General features: G+C 46.1%; 12 protein-coding genes. 8 read left to right on the top strand and 4 right to left on the bottom strand.

Annotation, left to right across the window (positions count from 1 at the left end; genetic code table 11):
• Positions 1 to 86: 86 nt before the first annotated feature.
• The 7 genes from PP181_RS03140 to PP181_RS03110 all read left to right on the top strand — a co-directional run bounded on the left by PP181_RS03140 (position 87) and on the right by PP181_RS03110 (position 8,835).
• Complete coding sequence (locus PP181_RS03140) at positions 87 to 1,643, top strand: arylsulfatase (RefSeq protein WP_272635950.1); 1,557 nt, start codon at positions 87 to 89, stop codon at positions 1,641 to 1,643.
• Positions 1,644 to 1,851: 208 nt separating this feature from the next.
• A complete protein-coding gene (locus PP181_RS03135; RefSeq protein WP_272635949.1) occupies positions 1,852 to 2,655 on the top strand; it encodes an SH3 domain-containing protein in 804 nt (267 codons plus the stop codon).
• Positions 2,656 to 3,971: 1,316 nt separating this feature from the next.
• Entirely contained in the window at positions 3,972 to 5,315 is a 1,344-nt protein-coding gene (locus PP181_RS03130; RefSeq protein ID WP_272635948.1) for an AGE family epimerase/isomerase, read from the top strand.
• An 82-nt stretch (positions 5,316 to 5,397) separates the two neighbouring features.
• Complete coding sequence (locus PP181_RS03125; protein WP_272635947.1) at positions 5,398 to 5,871, top strand: (2Fe-2S)-binding protein; 474 nt, start codon at positions 5,398 to 5,400, stop codon at positions 5,869 to 5,871.
• A 4-nt stretch (positions 5,872 to 5,875) separates the two neighbouring features.
• Positions 5,876 to 8,062 carry a xanthine dehydrogenase family protein molybdopterin-binding subunit gene (locus tag PP181_RS03120; protein WP_272635946.1) on the top strand — a complete coding sequence of 729 codons (2,187 nt, stop codon included), beginning with the start codon at positions 5,876 to 5,878 and terminating at the stop codon, positions 8,060 to 8,062.
• Positions 8,063 to 8,134: 72 nt separating this feature from the next.
• Positions 8,135 to 8,446 carry a hypothetical protein gene (locus tag PP181_RS03115; protein WP_272635945.1) on the top strand — a complete coding sequence of 104 codons (312 nt, stop codon included), beginning with the start codon at positions 8,135 to 8,137 and terminating at the stop codon, positions 8,444 to 8,446.
• Between the two features lie 17 nt (positions 8,447 to 8,463).
• On the top strand, positions 8,464 to 8,835 hold the full coding sequence (locus PP181_RS03110; protein ID WP_154917794.1) for a hypothetical protein: 372 nt from the start codon (positions 8,464 to 8,466) through the stop codon (positions 8,833 to 8,835).
• Positions 8,836 to 9,203: 368 nt separating this feature from the next.
• Here PP181_RS03110 and PP181_RS03105 read toward each other — a convergent pair whose 3' ends face one another.
• Positions 9,204 to 9,659 (bottom strand): nucleoside deaminase, encoded by a 456-nt coding sequence (locus PP181_RS03105; protein WP_154917793.1) that lies wholly within the window; start codon positions 9,657 to 9,659, stop codon positions 9,204 to 9,206.
• Between the two features lie 639 nt (positions 9,660 to 10,298).
• Here PP181_RS03105 and PP181_RS03100 point away from each other — a divergent pair.
• Positions 10,299 to 11,594 carry an alpha/beta hydrolase family protein gene (locus PP181_RS03100; protein WP_246160826.1) on the top strand — a complete coding sequence of 432 codons (1,296 nt, stop codon included), beginning with the start codon at positions 10,299 to 10,301 and terminating at the stop codon, positions 11,592 to 11,594.
• Between the two features lie 348 nt (positions 11,595 to 11,942).
• On the opposite strand, the gene PP181_RS03095 is transcribed toward PP181_RS03100, so the two are convergent.
• The 3 genes from PP181_RS03095 to PP181_RS03085 are packed head-to-tail and all read right to left on the bottom strand — an operon-like array spanning position 11,943 to position 17,185.
• A complete protein-coding gene (locus PP181_RS03095) occupies positions 11,943 to 13,382 on the bottom strand; it encodes a c-type cytochrome domain-containing protein (protein ID WP_154917792.1) in 1,440 nt (479 codons plus the stop codon).
• A 4-nt stretch (positions 13,383 to 13,386) separates the two neighbouring features.
• Entirely contained in the window at positions 13,387 to 14,841 is a 1,455-nt protein-coding gene (locus PP181_RS03090; RefSeq protein ID WP_154917791.1) for a DUF1501 domain-containing protein, read from the bottom strand.
• 4 nt (positions 14,842 to 14,845) lie between these two features.
• Complete coding sequence (locus PP181_RS03085; protein ID WP_272635944.1) at positions 14,846 to 17,185, bottom strand: PSD1 and planctomycete cytochrome C domain-containing protein; 2,340 nt, start codon at positions 17,183 to 17,185, stop codon at positions 14,846 to 14,848.
• Positions 17,186 to 17,213 lie beyond the last annotated feature (28 nt).

The following is a 17,213-nucleotide window of genomic DNA, read 5'->3' as shown; positions in this document are numbered from 1 at the left end:
GGAACGGGGAGGGTCGTACGGCATTAATCTCCATCCAAAACAAATACGCCAATTTTTAGTAGCTTGTAGGAAGAAAATCGAACACCATGAAACCGACCTTTTCCCTGCTTTTATGCTCCCTTTTGATACTTGGCTGTAAAGAGGAACAAATAACCGAAGCTCCCAAACTACAAAAACCAAACATAATTTACATTCTTGCCGATGACCTAGGGTACGGTGAACTAGGCGTCTATGGACAGGAAAAAATAGAAACTCCCAACATTGTTGCCCTCGCCAAAAGTGGGATGTTGTTTACCCAACACTACACCAGTGCGCCGGTCTGTGCCCCGGCCCGATATATGTTATTGACCGGCAAACATTCCGGGCATGCCTATATAAGAGGCAATGATGAGTGGGGCGTACGGGGCGATGTTTGGGACTATCGGGCTATGGCCAAAGATTCTACGCTAGAAGGGCAGCGGCCCATACCTTCCAATACCGTGTTATTGCCCCAAAAACTAAAGGAACAAGGCTATGCCACGGGCATGGTAGGGAAATGGGGCTTGGGAGCCCCACATACGGAGTCCATTCCCACGAAAATGGGGTTCGACTTTTTCTTTGGCTATAATTGCCAACGGCAGGCGCACACCTACTATCCATTACACCTCTATCACAATGAAAATAGGGTACATCTGCAGAACGATACCATTGCACCGTCCACCAGATTTCCAGAAGGAACGGACCCCAATGACCCCTCAAGCTATACAGATTATACCCTAAAGGACTACGCCCCTGATTTGATGTTCGACCAAATGATCAATTTTATTTCTAATCAGAAAAAGGACCCAATTTTTTTCTATTGGGCCACGCCCATACCCCATAATGCAATTCAAGCACCGCAACGTTGGGTGGACTATTACAAGAAAAAGTTTGGTCCGGAAGAACCCTATTTGGGCGACAAGGGGTATTTTCCCCACCAAAATCCACGGGCAGGCTATGCCGCCATGATTTCATACTTGGACGAGAATGTGGGCAAACTAATCGCCCACCTTAAGAAAGAAGGTCTTTATGAGAATACGCTGATTATTTTTAGTTCCGATAATGGAGTCACCTTCACCGGAGGAACCGATGGGGAATTTTTCAATAGCTCCGGACCTTTTGGGGAGGAACGCGGTAAAGGCAAGGGGTTTGTTTATGAAGGCGGTATCCGGGTTCCCATGATTGCGAGTTGGCCGGGCCATATTCAAGCAGGTTCCAAGACGGACCATATTTCGGTACAGTATGATGTCATGGCTACGCTGTCCGATTTAATCGGCTATGAAAAACCTTCGGACACGGATGGTATCAGTTTTTTACCCACGTTGTTACAGCATGAAGGACAGGAGGAGCATGAATTCCTTTTTTGGGAATTCCCGGAATACGGGGGTCAGGTCGCCATACGTATGGGCGATTGGAAAGTGGTCCGTCAACATTTAAAGGATGAAGAAAGTCCCACTTTGGAACTTTATAATCTACAAACGGACCCCGCCGAAACCGAAAATGTCGCCACCCAGCACCCCGAAATTTTGGAAAAGGCCGCTGCCATTTTTGCTAGGGAACATACCAATGCGGAAACGGAACGGTTTCGGATTCCATTGATAGAATCGGGATTATTGGGTTCTTGATCTTGAGGGATGTGTTCATTATTTGGCCATTATCTACCCTAAAATCACTGTTAAGGGTTTAATAAATCCCGTAGTTCATCCACAAAACAACACTTTTCATCGATATTGTCGGCTCCTATCATTTAGCAAAACGTAAGTATAAGGAACCGGGTTCATACAGACCATTAGCTAGGTCAACGTTCTTTATTTACTATTAAATTTCTTTACGATGAAAGCAAAACAGATATTGTCCGTCCTTACCATACTAACCATCTGTTTGTCTACCAAGGCCCAAGAAAAAGTGCACTGTATCTATGAAGATTGTAGCTTTGAACCTGGGCAGACCGTGTACCTATTTGGCGACCAGGTACAACTACGGGAAGCGCCTACCACAAATTCCAAAGTGCTGAAAACCCTTTCCATAGGTTCGCCTTTGGTTATCCAAGAAAAGCACGAAAACTCTTGGCCCTACAAAGGCGTTGACCACCCATTTTACAGGGTAACCTATAAGGGCATAGCGGGCTATGTGCTTGGCGGATTGATTGCCTTGGAAAAAAAGGTGATCAATGATGTAGTACATTTTTTCGGGCGGAGCAAAACGGGCGATGAGGATTATCTCTTGATCCGTTCCTTAAAGAACGATGGCAGTTTTACCGAAAAATCGACCCGGTTGGCCAATGGCCAGTTCTATTTAAGTGCTTTGGGAAATAAGGGTCTCCCGAATATTGAGGGAATCCTATTTATAGATTATCTGGCTGAAGCCTGTGGGGTCGAAGGCGGTGGCATTTACCTTTTTCAACAGGAAGGCGCCCTGCACCAAGTGGCCCGACTTTCCCAAATTTCCGATGCAGGGGTCTATTATTACTGGGAGGAATTCATTTTCCCCGAAGACCAATATGGCGTACCTGGAAAAATCCGCTATAAAAAGGAAATAGGGGAAAACTATAATGAAGCGGCCGAGTGGGAAAAGATGAGCAAAGAGACCAAAATACTGGTCTGGAACAATCTTAATCTGGAGCTGGCACAGCGATAATAGCAATGATTTCGATCTAAACCTGTCATCAAGAGTGACAGGTTTTTGTTTTGTAATACCACGGTCTGTTCGTCACTTCGAGTGAATTTTTGAGGTACGAGAAAATTCGTATCGAGAAGCATTTGGGTATAGAAGGAGCCTGCCCAGAGCGAAGCCGAAGGGTTCTCGATACAACGTCTCTTTCAGGACGCCACTCGAACTGACATTTGATTTTTTAACGGCAGATTTACTCCTATTAATTTGTACCTCCTTTCCGTCACTTCGAGTGAATTTTTGAGGTACGAGAAAATTCGTATCGAGAAGCTCTCGGACCCAAAAAGAGCCTATGCTGAGCAAAGGCAATGGGTTCTCGATACAACGTCTCTTTCAGGAAGCCACTCGAACCGAAAATCGTAGAAACACCCTTCAATAATAAGAGAAGAAGGCTCTTGTGGATTTATCATCGTCCCGATGGGCATCGGGGACTCTGTCGAAATGACTCAAATGAACCAAATGTCATTTTAAACCGACTGATAAGGAGCGTGAGAAATCTAAAATTCCAACCAACATTTTTGAAACCTTTTTTCGGCGATGGAAAAAGTGTCGAATTCCAACCCTCCCCATTTCACTAAAGCGAAAGACCCCTCCCTACTCAGGGAGGGGAGCTTTTTCTGGGTAAAAAATATGGGCATTTCCAACTTGGGAAAAGCAGTTTGGAAAAATGACGGACAATGACCAAATACCGAATTTTTGATTCCCTTTCCAGAAGAATACATAGAGAAAGCTCGGAAAGGTACCTGTTCCGTGCAACGGAACGGCCGAGTTTCGAGATGGGTTTTACGAAGTAAAAATTCCTACTGGAAAGTGCACTTTCTTTTGCTTCGTTTTCTTTAGGCAAGTAAAGAAAATGAAAAATAATTGTGTTCATTTTTTGGCTTCCCGAGGGGAATAGGGATTCCGTCGAAATGACTAAACAAACACAGAATGTCATTTCGAACCGAAACAGAGTGGAACGTGAGAAATCTAAGCTTATGAAATGAGATTTCTCAGTCGCAAGCTTCTTCGAAATGACCAAACAGAAACAGAAAGTCATTTCGAACCTGTCAGACTGAGCGGCTCGCCCTGAGCGCAGCCGAAGGGAGTCTAAGTAGACTGAATGGAGTAAATGTGAGAAATCAATCGAAAAAAACCATTCATTGTCCTCTTAAAAGCTACGCCCTAATTCTTTGAAAATTAATCAGTAGCTTTAGCTAGTATCATTCTTCGCCCGACATATGGTTTTAAAAAACACTTTATTTCTACGTAGTTCCTATGGATTTCTGATTATATTCTTTTCATTGCTTTGCCTTTCCTGTAAAGAACTACCAAGTGAGAACAATGACACTAAAAAACAACTCCTCAGGGCATTAGAAGCTTCATTGGATACCCTTTCCAACGTTTGGTACCCAAGGACCATTGATAGTATCCACGGTGGTTTCTGGTCGGACTTTGATTATAAATGGGATAAGGTTGGAAAGCAAAACAAAATGTTGGTGAGTCAAGCACGGCATGTTTGGACCGCCTCCACCTTGGCCTTGTTTTACAATGACCCTAAATATCAGCAAATTGCCAAACACGGATATCATTTCTTAAGAGATCATATGTGGGATTCCCAGCACGGTGGTTTCCATACCCTGTTAGGTGTAGAAGGGGATTCCCTGAAGCTATTATCCACTGGGAAAAGCGCCTATGGAAATTCCTTTTCTATTTACGGACTGGCCACATATTACAAGGTCTCAAAGGATACAACAGCCTTGAATTTGGCCAAAAAAACCTTCTATTGGTTGGAGGAACATGCCCATGATCCAGAATATGGAGGCTATTTTGATGTGTTGCAAATGGATGGTTCCTGGATATTGGATGTTACCGAAAATGACCGTAATTATGACAATTATATCCGGAAGGACTGGAAGGATCAAAACTCGTCCATACATCTGTTGGAGAGTTTTACAGCTTTATATGAGGTATGGCCCGATGCCTTGGTAAAAGAACGATTGGAGGAGCTTTTGGTCTTGATTAGGGATACCATCACCACGAAAAAAGGCTATCTCACCCTGCACTTGCAACGGGATTGGACTCCCGTTTCCTATAAAGATTCTACGGAAAGTGTCCGTAAAGAATACTTCTTCTTGGACCATGTTTCCTTCGGTCATGATGTGGAAACCGCCTTTTTACTCTTGGAGGCCTCCCATGTGCTGGGCAAGAAAAACGATACGCTTACCATGAGGAGGGCAAAAACCATGGTAGACCATGCCTTGGATTGGGGCTGGGACACCTCAAAAGGTGGGTTTTACGAAGGGGGTTACTATTGGGAAGAAACCAATACAAGAACTATTGAAGACACCCGAAAGGTATGGTGGACGCAAGCAGAATGTCTGAACACACTGTTGCTCATGTCCAAACTATATCCGGAAGAACCGCGTTATTACGAGTTGTTTGAGAAACAATGGCACTATATTAACACCTATCTGATAGACCATACCTATAACGGTTGGTTTGACGCTGGTTTAGATAAAAGTCCAGAAGCGGAAAAAAAGGCCAAGGCCCAGATTTGGAAGGTAAACTATCACAATGTCAGGTCGTTGATGAACGTCATAAAAATGATGAAGGGCGAATTTGAATTGATCGATTCCCACCAATAAATGCTTTTGGAATCCTTAAAGTTTCCAGCTACCGGCCAAACGGCTTTTCTTTTTTTGCTAACTTAACGGAAACTAAATGATTATGGCTACCTATTCACTGAATATTAATGGAACCTCATATGAGGTCGATGTAGCCCAAGGCACTTCTTTACTTTGGGTATTGCGGGAACACTTGGGACTTACGGGTACTAAATATAGTTGCGGTATCGCGCAATGTGGTAGTTGCACCATCCATTTGGATGGGAATCCGGTCAGGGCCTGTGTCCTTCAAGTGGACAATGTGGCCAATGGACAGAAAATCAAGACTATAGAAGGTCTGTCTGAAAATGGTGACCATCCCTTGCAAAAGGCGTGGGTAAAAGCGCAGGCACCTCAATGTGGCTACTGCCAATCGGGGCAAATCATGCAGGCGGCCACACTCTTGGAAAAAAATCCGAATCCGTCACGAGAAGAAATCAAAAGCCATATGAACGGGGTGCTTTGCCGTTGTGGCACCTATTTACGCATCCTAGAGGCCATAGAAATGGCCAAGGAACAAACCACTACAACTTCCTAAGGCCATGAAAAATATCAGCAAAAAAACAATAGCACCGGTAGGCCGCAGGCAGTTCCTAAAATCCTCTGGAGGAGCGGCCCTTTTTATTGGAGTTTCGGGACTATTGCCCAATTTAATCTCCTGTTCGGACGCCAAAGGCATGCAGGGCCAATTCGCAAAACACGACGTCACGGCTTGGGTACGAATCACCGAAGATGGCCAGATAACCATATACAATCCCGCCGCAGAAATGGGCCAGGGATCTATGACGTCACTTCCGGTCATTTTTGCCGAAGAAATGGATGCGGATTGGTCCAAAGTGGATGTAGAATTTTCTCCCCAGGAATCGGACATTTACGGTTCCCAGGGATGGCAACCCGGCACCAAGCTTATGTTCACTGTGGGCAGCCGCACCACGAATAGCTATTATACCGTAATGCGCAAAGCGGGGGCTCAGGCCCGTTATGTGTTGCTACATTCCGCGGCAACTCATTGGAAGGTGCCCATCGAAGAATTGACTACGGGTTCCAGTACGATCATTCACGAAAAAAGCGGGCAAAAAATATCCTATGGTGACTTGGTATCCTATTTGACCATGCCCGAAACCTTGCCCGATTTTAATGATGGGGGATTAAAGAATCCTAAAGATTTTAAATTAATCGGAAGTCTAATTCCCCGTACGGAAATCCCACAGAAAGTGGACGGGAGTGCCCAATTTGCCATCGACCTTCGTTTGCCCGATATGGTCTATGGTGTTTTAGAACGGGGTGCCTTACATGGGGCCAAACCCACCCTGAACAACGAATCGGAAATCCTGGCCATGGATGGTGTTTTAAAAGTTGTGCCTTTTAACTATGCTATTGGTATTGTAGCAAGTACTTTGGAGGCTGCCTTGGCAGCTAAAAAAGTTCTTGACATCACATGGAGCGATGCGCAGGCCTCCGGATTCAACTCACAGGAAATTTACGATGTGTATGCCCAAATGGCCAGTGCCCCAAAAAAAGGAAATACCGTTAATGAAGTGGGGGATGTGGACCAAGCGTTTCGGACCGCGGCCAAAACCTATGAAGCCGACTTCAAGAACGACTATGTCTACCATGCCCAAATGGAACCTCTGAATGCGGTGGTTCAAGTAGCCGCTGATGGCCAAAGTGCCGAAGTCTGGGTAGGTAGCCAGCAAGGTCCGGATACCAAATTGGGGATTCCCGATCTCTTGGGCATTTCCCACGAAGCCGTCAATGTACACCTGCAGTATTTAGGCGGTGGCTTTGGACGGCGCAGTATGAACGATTTTGTTCTGGAATGTGGCCGCCTGGCACAGGAAATGGCACCCAGGCCCGTAAAGTTGCTATGGACCCGGGAGGATGATGTCCGCTATGGTGCTTATAGGCCACTCACACTACAAAGACTCAAAGTAAGTACCGATGACCAGGGCAACCTCAGCGGTTTCTCGCACTGTGTGGTGGGCGATGGTGGCAATCTGGTGGCCGGTGGGACCCGAAACGATTATTATGCCATCCCTAACCAGTGGGTGGAGTGGCGGGAAGCCGCGCATGGGGTACGTCTAAAACATTGGCGTTCCGTAGGGCACGGGCCCAATAAATTTGCCATCGAGGCGATGTTGGACGAAGTGGCCCAGGACCAAGGTATAGATCCCGTTGCTTTTCGAAGAAAACTGATGGCCGATTCCCCACGTGCCTTGGCTACCTTGGAAAAAGTGGCCGAAATTTCAGCTTGGGAAGCTCCTTCCCCTGAAGGTCGGGCCAAAGGCGTTGCCTTTGTAGAACATGGTTCCTTGGGAACCGGCGTATGTGAAATTTCGGTGGACCGCAACACGGGAAAAATCAACGTGCACCATTTTTGGATCGCCCTGGATGCCGGTGTGGTGGTACAACCGGACAATGTAAAAGCCCAGATGGAAGGGGGCATTATTATGGGCATCAGCTCCGTGCTCAAAGAACAGATTACCTTGGTGGATGGCCAAGTACAACAAAGCAACTACGACAATTATCCACTCTTGCGCATGCAGGAAGTACCCGATAGTATTGAAACGGTGATTATACCCTCAGCGGAACATCCGGAAGGAGTGGGTGAAACGGCAACGCCTATGGTGGCTGGGGCCATTGCCAATGCCTTTTTAAAATTGACGGGCAAACGCTTGCGGCACCTACCTTTTACCCCAGACCGGGTTTTGGAGGTCTTGATTGGTTAGAACGATGGTTGAGAATATCAATAAAAGAATCCCGAAGTCAATACATATAAACTCGAAAACAATTAATAATAAATGTCCGTAGACACCTATAGAACCTGTCAAAATTGTGGAACCGAAAATTTAAATCGGGATTATTGTAAAAACTGTGGGGAAATAATCAATATTAATTTAAAAAGAAAGCTTGAACGCCAGCAAAAGGCAAAGGAAAAGAGAGCAATCCAAAAGGTAAAGAAAAAAAATAAAATAACCCTCTTTTTTGAAGACGCAAAGCAACATGAGAATATAGTCATCCGGTATACCGCCCGATTTTTTTACTCGATTTGGATTGTGGTACTGGCCATAGGTTCTTTTTTAGCGTTGGTTTTTGGATATATTGCGGCTTAGGATTTGAAACCATTCCGATGAAGCAGGTCTTTCTAACATTTCAAAAACACTATTTTCAGGTATTTTCACTCTTTGCGGTGTTGATCTATTTGGCGCAACGCTTGGAGATATCCCTTCCAGCGCTAGCAAATAATTATCTGAACGATTTCTTGTGTATGCCCATTGTGCTGAAAATTTGTTTGGAAGTGGCGCGATTTATAAAATCGGACAATAGATTGCAATTGCCCCCTATGTTGTGCTTCACAGTCACCTTGCTATTCGCTGGCTACTTCGAAGGATATCTGCCCATTATAAATGCGCGCTATACACAAGACCCTTGGGACTTACTTTGCTACGCCGCAGGAATGTGCTTGTTTTTTTGGTTAGAGCGAAGAATACGTACAGAATGATCATCATTTTGTAGACCATAGCTTGCAGGTGTCGAACGGTTACCTGATTCACAAATTGACCAATATGTCATTTCGAATCGAGTATAGAAATCCAAAAAATATCGAATAAACATTCTGTCACTTCGAGTGTTTTCAAACGAACGGTAGTGAAGTCGAAAATGTATCGAGAAGCTTTCTAGTCAAAAAAACTGCCTTGAGCGGCCAGTCCACAGCTTGTTCACTGAGCTGAGTCAAAATGACCCAATCACTCCCGATGTCATTTCGAACTGAATATAATGAACGTGAGAAATCTAAAATTCCATCCTATCGTTTTTGAAACCTTTATCGGCGATGGAAAAAGTATCGAATTCTGACCCTTCCCATTTCACTTAACGAGAAACACCCTTTTCCTCCCAAACCGATATGGCCTCCTTAGCCAATAGCTGCGTCATTCTAAATTCCTTGTGCCGCTGGTCGCTATCCATTTCGTAGTAACAATTGGAATACACATATCCATAATCCTTGGCATCCTGCGCAGAGGCCCCAAAATAAACGGCTTTAAACTGCGCCCAATAACAGGCTCCCAAGCACATCATACAAGGTTCGCAACTGGTATATAGCACACAATCCTTTAATCGATGCTTGCCCAGTTTTTTAGCAGCAATTTGAATGGCGTGTAGCTCCGCATGTTGGGTAATGTCCTGTTCCTTTTTTACTTGATTGTGCACGGCGCACACTACTTCATCGTTTAAAACGATAACTGCCCCAAAAGCACCTCCGGTAGAAGCGCTTTTCCCCTCTTTGGCCTTTGTGATGGCCATTTGCATATAGGTCTCGTGTGTCATGGTGTTTTGTTGTTAAAGATAAGTCGATTGATTGCGACTACCGTGCTCGTTCACCCAAACATGGGATATAATCTTTATTTGGAACTATCTTTCTCAGTTGATGACCAATACCTTTTTTAAGGTTTATAGAAAATATCATTTCGAATGGAAGCTGAGCCAAAAACAGGAAAGTGTGAAAAATATTAAAATATGCCGTGGGATTTCTGATTTGTCAATATTTTCAATTCTTAAGCATTTGCCTATAATGTTAAACTTTACTTCTTATATCCAACGAAAATATCCCCATAATTGGGTATTTTTTAGTTTGATTCCGCATCCTTTCTTTGTTCCCGTAAAAATAGGCCCATTTCTGGATAGCAGCAATAACATATTTCGGGGGAACATTGAAATTGCGAACAGGGTGGGCCTTTACAAGATACGTGATTATCCTATAATATACCAAAGTACTTTCCTGAAGGCATCGAACCTACTAGGCCCAACATTCAAAAGCGCATCCTAAAAGCGTGCGGCTATACCGGCCATTTTAACGAAATAGCCTTATGGAATATCGTAATGTCCCAAATGCCTTGTAAATTTTGACTTGGCTGTTAGGAAACAATCAAAATTAAGTATCTTGATTACCTAACGTAAAACGCGATCATGAAAGGTAAAAAAATCTGCTCCATGCCATTTTTGGCCATATTCTTTCTTGCACTGTGTGCTGGAAAAACGCTTAACGCCCAACAAGAATTTCTATACGGTGATCTCTTACCGGATGCACCGAAACTTGCCGCACGGGGCAAACACACCGTAGGGGTCCAAACCATGGAGCTCTTCCATAAAGATCAAATTGACATCCTAAATTCTAAAGGAGGAAAGGACGTGCTTTACGATCGACCTCTGACCGTTGAAGTTTGGTATCCTGCAGCAGTAGCATCAGCCAACAACGTATTGACGACATACGAAGAAGTAATGGGCACGCGTGGGGATAGCCTGCGCCCATTGATTCCCTTTACTTTTAAAGGCAGGGCCGTTCGAGACGCAGCACCAAAAACAACGGAAGGTGCTTTTCCCTTGGTAATAGTTTCGCATGGCTATGTAGGTTCGCGCTATTTGATGACCTATCTCACAGAAAATTTAGCATCCAAAGGGTATGTAGTTGTTGCCATTGACCATACCGATTCTACTTTTAGGGACGCCAATGCGTTTTACAGTACCTTGCTGAACAGGGCCAAGGACATCACATTTGTTTTAAATGAAATGGCTGCTTTGACCAATACCCCCTTTGGGAAAATTACGGATATAGACCGTACGGGCATAATTGGTTATTCCATGGGCGGCTATGGTGTTTTAAATGTGGGTGGTGCGGGTTATAGTGATGGTGCTGCTGGTTTCTTCAGACAAATGACAGGGGGCAGCACGGCTATCCAATCCCTTGTAGCTAGCAATCCCGATTATCAAGAATCCATTGATCCACGCATAAAGGCGATCGTAGCCTTTGCCCCTTGGGGTATGGCGCGGGGGGTTTGGGATGCTGAAGGGTTAAAAGGGTTAAAAAAACCCACTTTTTTCATTGCCGGCAGTCAGGATGATATATCCGGCTATGAAAATGGTATCAAGGCCCTATATGAAGGAGCTATCAATGCAGACCGATACCTGCTTACCTATATGAATGCAAGGCATAATGTGGCCCCAAATCCACCACCGACCGAATCCTTGGCGCCCGGACTCCACATGGATGAATATTATCGCTATGCAGATTCCTCATGGGACCAGCGTAAAATAAATAATGTTAATCAACACTTTGTCACCGCATTTCTGGGTATCCATCTAAAGGGAGAGGACCATTCCCTACTCTTGGACATTCCTAAAAACTCCAATGAGAAGGATTGGCCCGGTTTTAAACCACGCTCATCCACCGGCATGGAATTGTTACATGCACAGGGAATGGAATAGAAAAAATAGATAGTTCAATCTGATGCAATTTATAAGGTCTTGGTTTGGCTTTTTGGTCCAAGACCATTCAAGACAGTGTTCTTTACAGGTCCATTTATTGACCTAAAGTTTTGCTTAAGGGCATTTATCGCTAAAGTCGTTGATGTACCTTGACAAATAATACTCATTTTGATAAACAAAAAGAGGCTAGTTAAAGATAGGTAGACCACCTCACTTGGTGCAACAACAAAAACCTACCCTTGGTTAGCATTTTTGTTTGGTGGACTCTTCTCTTGACCAATGGCATTTGTGATGGAACATTAAAACGGGAAAGCATTTTGGTAAACAGTTTCTTATTAAAGGGCAAACTTATTGGAGACTGCTGGTATCCGTGGAATCGGTCGTTACAAAAAAGTCCTTGGTCTTGGGGTCTATGCCCTTGTATACCTGAAGTGCGGGACGCTCTTTTTGAAGGGCTTCCAGAGCCGCATCGGAGATATTCGTATCCCAAACATAGAGTTTGGAGAGCTTCGGCAACTGTTTGAAAACTTCTACGCTCCGATCCGTTATTCCCGTTTGGTATACCTTGAGGAGGGTCAGGTTCTGCAAATTCGTAAGCGATTGTAACTCTTTGTCCGTCAATGGGGTTCCATCAATTTCCAACCATTCCAGATTCGTACAGGAGGCGATTGTGGCCATCTCCTCAGTGCCAACCGGCAGGCCGCTCACATCCAATTCCACGAGGTTGTCCGCTACCCGTTTTAAATCCGTTATCGGTTTGGGGTCATAGTTTGGTGGCGCATAGACGTCCACACTAAGGGCGTTGGAGTTGGCCACCATTCTTTCAATGGTGAGATAGTCCGAGGACAGGTTCTGCAAGGTACTATCCGCAACCGTGGCAAAACTCCTCCATTTTTCTTCGTGGTCCGGCGTCCTCATTTCCTGTATGAGCCCTACCAGCGGTTCCGAGGGTTCTAGCTGGTCGAGTCGTACCGTATCGGGAGCGCCCAGGGCAATCCAACGTTCCAAGATATTGATTTCGAGTTCGCTCAAAGGGGTCTTTCCCTCCGGTGGCATATGGTCCTCGTCCTCTTTGGGCAGCCGTACACGCCGTACCAACAAACTCTTTTCCAAATCCCCGGGTACCACGGCCGGGCCGTGTTCTCCCCCTTTAAAAAGTTGGTCAAGGTTTGTCATCAAGAGTTCGCCTTTTTGTTTGTTGGGGTTGTGGCAGGATAGGCAGGTATTGTCCAAAATACGCATCACGACATCCGAATAAATATTCGGGTTTTCGGGTATTTTATCTAGTCTTTTGCTTTGTGGAAAGGCCAAAAAATCCGGTCCATGGGTGACCATTCCCCCATAGTGGCCCGTAAACCCAATAAGTCCTATGAGTACGACCTGGATTACTTGTTGGTAGCGTATTTGGGATGGAAACATATTTACGAAGGCATACCATACTGCCGATAGCAAGGCCAGGGCCCCGCCCAACCATTGGTGCCAAACGAGCAGGTCTCCTTTTACCAAGGTGTCCTTCCCTAGAAAAAATCCTGATATGGCCGTAACCAAGGCCGATACAACCGCAACTATTAGCAACCTTTTCGGCACATTTTTACCCGTTAGGCTCAAGAAAATTGCTATAAGCAGCAGCACAATGGGGAAATGCAGCACCAAGGGATGCCACCGTCCCAACCAGGACACCCACGCCGGTAATTCCATGTAGGATTCAAACAGCAGGCAAAAGACCAAAAAGACGGAAAGCCCCAAAATGAGGTAGTCCACCCAGCGTTTTTGCGTAGACTTTGTCATCGGGTTATGCTAAAAGATCTTTGATAACGTTCCCGGCCACGTCCGTCAATCGAAAACGACGCCCCTGATACTTATATGTGAGCTGTTCATGGTCCAGTCCCAAGGCATACATCAAGGTTGCATGAAAATCGTTGATATGCACCGGATTTTCAATGACGTTGTACCCAAATTCATCGGTCTGACCGTAATTCAAGCCTTGCTTTATGCCCCCACCGGCCATCCAGATACTAAAGGCCCTGGGGTGGTGGTCCCTGCCGTAATTGGCCGGGTCGAACTTTCCTTGGCAGTAATTGCCCCTTCCGAATTCTCCTCCCCAGATTACCAAGGTATCCTCCAACATGCCCCGTTGTTTCAGATCCAAAACCAAAGCGGCCGAGGCTTGGTCAACATCCTTCGCCTGACCCGCCATTTCGTTGGGCAGATTGCCGTGCTGGTCCCAGCCCTGATGGTATAATTGTATGAACCTCACCCCGTTCTCCGCCAATCTTCTTGCTTGAAGCGCATTGGCCGCATAGGTTCCGGGTACCTGGCAATCCTCGCCATATAGGTCGATAATGGATTTGGGTTCCTTGGAAATGTCCATGACATCGGGAACCGACATCTGCATGCGATACGCCATTTCATATTGGGCAATACGCGATTCTATCTCGTCATCGCCCGTCTCCACATGGTGTAACTTGTTCAATACGGATACCTCGTTCAAGAGGTCTCGTTTTTCCGATCGGGAAATACCCTCCGGGTCATTGAGATAGAGTACGGGGTCCTTTCCGGAACGCAACAGCACCCCTTGGTGCTTGGAATCCAAAAACCCGCTGGACCAAAGTTTTGAATAGAGCCCTTGGCTATTGCCATCTCCCCTAGAGGTCAGAACCACAAAAGAAGGCAGGTTCTTATTTTCGCTGCCCAGGCCATAACTCATCCAAGAACCCATACTGGGCCTACCGGATATCTGGCTCCCGGTCTGAAAAAAGGTGATGGCGGGATCGTGGTTGATTGCTTCGGTATGCATACTGCGGATGACCGTGATCTCATCGGCAATTTTAGCCGTATACGGAAAAAAATCACTGATCCAGGTACCACTTTGTCCATGTTGCCTGAAATTGACGGCCGGCGGCATCAACGGAAACTTTTCCTGATTCGCCGTCATGCCCGTTAACCGTTGCCCGTTTCGGATGGATTCCGGCAAATCTTCACCCATGCGCTTGCGCAACATCGGTTTATAATCAAAGGTTTCCAATTGCGAGGGCGCCCCGGCCTGAAACAGATAGATGACCCGTTTTGCCTTGGGGGCAAAATGGGGGATGCCCAAAGGTTGTTGGGCCAACTCTTTGGAGCCGTTCTTGAACAGATCGGGAATTAAAAGGGATCCTAAGGCCAAGGAACCTATGCCCACGCTCAACTGTGAAAAAAAGTGGCGCCTATTGACCTTTAAAGGGTTTTCGTTTTTATGTTCTTCCATACGCTTACTCTTTGGTGATGGTTTCGTCCAAATTATAGATTACCTGTGAGGTGAGCATGAGTGCGGCCGTCTTTGCGGCATCGGTTTCCAGCCTGGGATATTCCCCTGCCGCAATCAATTTTTCCGCCTCTGCCTGTCGCTCCCTATATCCTTTTAAGGCATCCTGGTAATAATTGGTGAGTGCCGCCAATTCCTGCGCTTTGGGAGACCGGACTAGGATGCGCCTGAAGACATCGGTCACATATTCTTTTCCATTTGGGTCTTCATAGACCAAGTTTTGGGCCAATACCCGGGCCGCTTCCAAGATCTGCACATCGTTCTGGAGCACCAAGGCCTGTAAAGGGGTATTGGTCTTTTGCCGTCGAACTTCCGAAAAATCGCGGGTGGGCGCATCAAAAATGGTCATGTTGGGCGGTGGCAGGGTCCTTTTCCAAAAGGTGTACAGGGAGCGTCTGTAGAGGTCGGCACCCTCGTCCTGAATATAATTTGTTAGGACACCCCTGTTTCCGCCGGCGTTCGTTTCCTCCCAAAGACCGGGAGGTTGGTAGGGCTTTACGCTGGGTCCCCCAATTTCCTGATTTAATAGTCCACTGGTGGCAAGGATGTAATCGCGAATCATTTCCCCGCTCATTCGAAACCTAGGGGCTCGTGCCCACCATATATTTTCGGGGTCCGAAAGTTTCAAGTCGGGCCTTAACTCCGATTTTTGTTGGTAGGTAGCCGAAAGCATTATTTTTTTGAGCAGGTACTTGATGTCCCAACCGTTTTCCATGAAATCCACTGCCAGCCAGTCCAATAGTTCCGGATGCGTAGGTAGGCTCCCCTGAACCCCAAAATCCTCTACGGTTTCCACAAGGCCCTTTCCAAAAAGCATGGCCCAGATGCGGTTCACGAATACCCTGGCCGTTAATGGATGTTTTTGGTCCGTGAGCCATTGTGCGAGTCCCAGGCGGTTTTTGGGAAGATTATCGGGAAAAGCGAATATTGATTTTGGCGTGTTTGGAAGGACGGAATCTGTAGGTTGGTCGTATTCCCCACGATTCAAAATATAGGTGGTCTTGGGTGCGGAATCGTTCATGACCATTACGTTTATCTTGGGGGTATCCTTCATGTTGATAAAGGAAAGTACGCCATTGGTCTCCGCTGCCGAAATCTGGATAAACGGGGGGTCGGCAAAAAAAGCTTGGTTCTTGGCCTGCACGGCATCCATCTGAAGCCCCTTCTCATCCACCTGGTTGAAAAAGGCGAACATTTCAAAATAGTCCTTTTGGGAAATGGCATCGTATTTATGGTCATGGCAACGTGCACATTCCAGGGTAAGCCCTAAAATCCCTTTCCCCAAGGTGTTGGTACGGTCCAGCACGTAATTGACCCTATATTCCTCCTGTATTACCCCTCCCTCTTGGGTTATGGGATGATTTCTGTTGAATCCCGTGGCCAAGATCTGTTCCTTGGTGGGATTGGGCAGGAGGTCGCCCGCCAACTGCCAGGTTAAAAAGATGTCGTACGGTAGGTTCTCGTTGAATGCATGTATGACCCAATCGCGCCACGGCCACATGGTACGGTAACTATCGTCCTGATAGCCGTGGGAATCCGCATAACGCGCCACGTCCAACCAGGATTGGGTCATACGCTCGCCATAGGCCGGGGAGGCCAAAAAAGTATCGATGATATGCGCTATGGTATCCTGGGAAGCCGGGGCCAAAAGCTGGGCAACGGATTCTGGATCAGGGGGAAGTCCCGTGAGGTCCAAACTGATTCTTCGTATCAAGGTCTCATTGGATGCTTTGTCAGAGGGAACCAAGTTGTGCTCTTCCAATTTTTTGAGAACAAAGGCATCGATTTCATTATTGCCCCAAGTGCTTTTGGTTTGGGGAAGGGACGTTTTTTCAGGCGGGATGTACGCCCAATGTTTTTCAAATGGAGCCCCTTGCTCGATCCATTTTTTGATGAGTTTTTTCTCATAGGCCGATAGGGACAATTTGGAATCGGCCGGAGGCATTTGAGTCGTGGGGTCCTCCGATAGTATAGCCTGATAGACCTTGCTCTCCCGAAGGTTTTTTGGTACAATGGCGAAGTGACCAGGAGATTCCGGTAGTTCCGATAATGTGGATTCCTGAACGTCCAAGCGCAGTCCGGCCTTACGCTTATTGGCATCGGGACCGTGACAGGTATAGCAATTATCGGAGAGAATCGGTTTTATATGAAAATTATAATCTACCGTTTCCGGTAACGACAGGCTGGTGTATTCTTCGTTTTCGAATTCAAAAAGACCCGCTTTATAGGCATACAATCCGCCAATAATAGCTGCCAAAACCAGTGCCGTTGTGATTTTGTAATTCATTTGGAATGGGTTGAAATCCGGTCGCCCT

The organism is Maribacter sp. PR66, assembly GCF_028464205.1.
GTDB lineage: Bacteria > Bacteroidota > Bacteroidia > Flavobacteriales > Flavobacteriaceae > Maribacter > Maribacter flavus.
Note: the sequence above shows the minus strand (reverse complement) of the source record. Positions and strands in the feature narration are given on the sequence as shown.